Raw genomic sequence first — 737 nt, 5'->3', positions numbered from 1 at the left:
CCTAATCCCCCCGATCCATTATCTCTATACAACCTAACAGTGTAAGGAGATGGTTTGGCATTAACAGGATTCATGTTATAATTAATTGCATTAGAACCTGTACAACCATTAGTAACTGAAAAAGTAGGGGTATAGGATGTAGGCTTCACTAATGTTATATCATAAGTCCCCATTAATCCCGTGGTTGACGAACAACTATTGGTCAATTCTACGATATACCTTCCTAAAGGCAAATCACTAATGGTATAATCTCCAGCAGGATATGTAAATGTTCTAGTTATTGGAAAATTTATGGTATAAGAACCCGCCTTTGTTAAAGGTTGTGTAGGATTAATTGTCATAGACGTTTGTAAGTCAAATCGTCTTACAGTCATGGTTAGGGGGCTACCTAAAGGTGGTAGAGAATTAAACCATAGAGAAATACTAGAGGTACCCTCTAAGACAGAAGTTGACTCAATAGTTTGTACTGGCCAACCAAACGGATTTGTAGTAGTCACATTAACAGTTCTTACCACAGTATGACAATCATCAGTTGCAGTAATTCTGTAGAAGCCAGGTTGAGTGGAATAGATATTTGTCCCCGCGCCTGGTATAGAGGTTCCAAGACTTACTCCTAAAGGATTAGTGGTAGACAAAGGCAAACCTGCCGAGGTAGTCATGGTAGAAGTTACATCGGTATAGGTAACTCCATCTGGATTTCTTAATTCAACTTTCAACGTATTGGTAGCACAAAAATA

1 protein-coding gene is annotated in these 737 nt (G+C 38.5%); it reads right to left on the bottom strand.

All coding sequences use genetic code 11. From position 1 onward, the window contains the following. On the bottom strand, positions 1 to 737 hold a 737-nt coding region (locus FLB_RS14420), incomplete at both ends, for a hypothetical protein (protein WP_197488966.1).

The sequence above is a fragment of the Flavobacterium succinicans genome (assembly GCF_001662485.1).
GTDB classification, from domain to species: Bacteria; Bacteroidota; Bacteroidia; order Flavobacteriales; family Flavobacteriaceae; genus Flavobacterium; species Flavobacterium succinicans_A.
The sequence above is the reverse complement of the archived record's forward strand: the minus strand, read 5'-3'. Positions and strand labels throughout refer to the sequence as shown.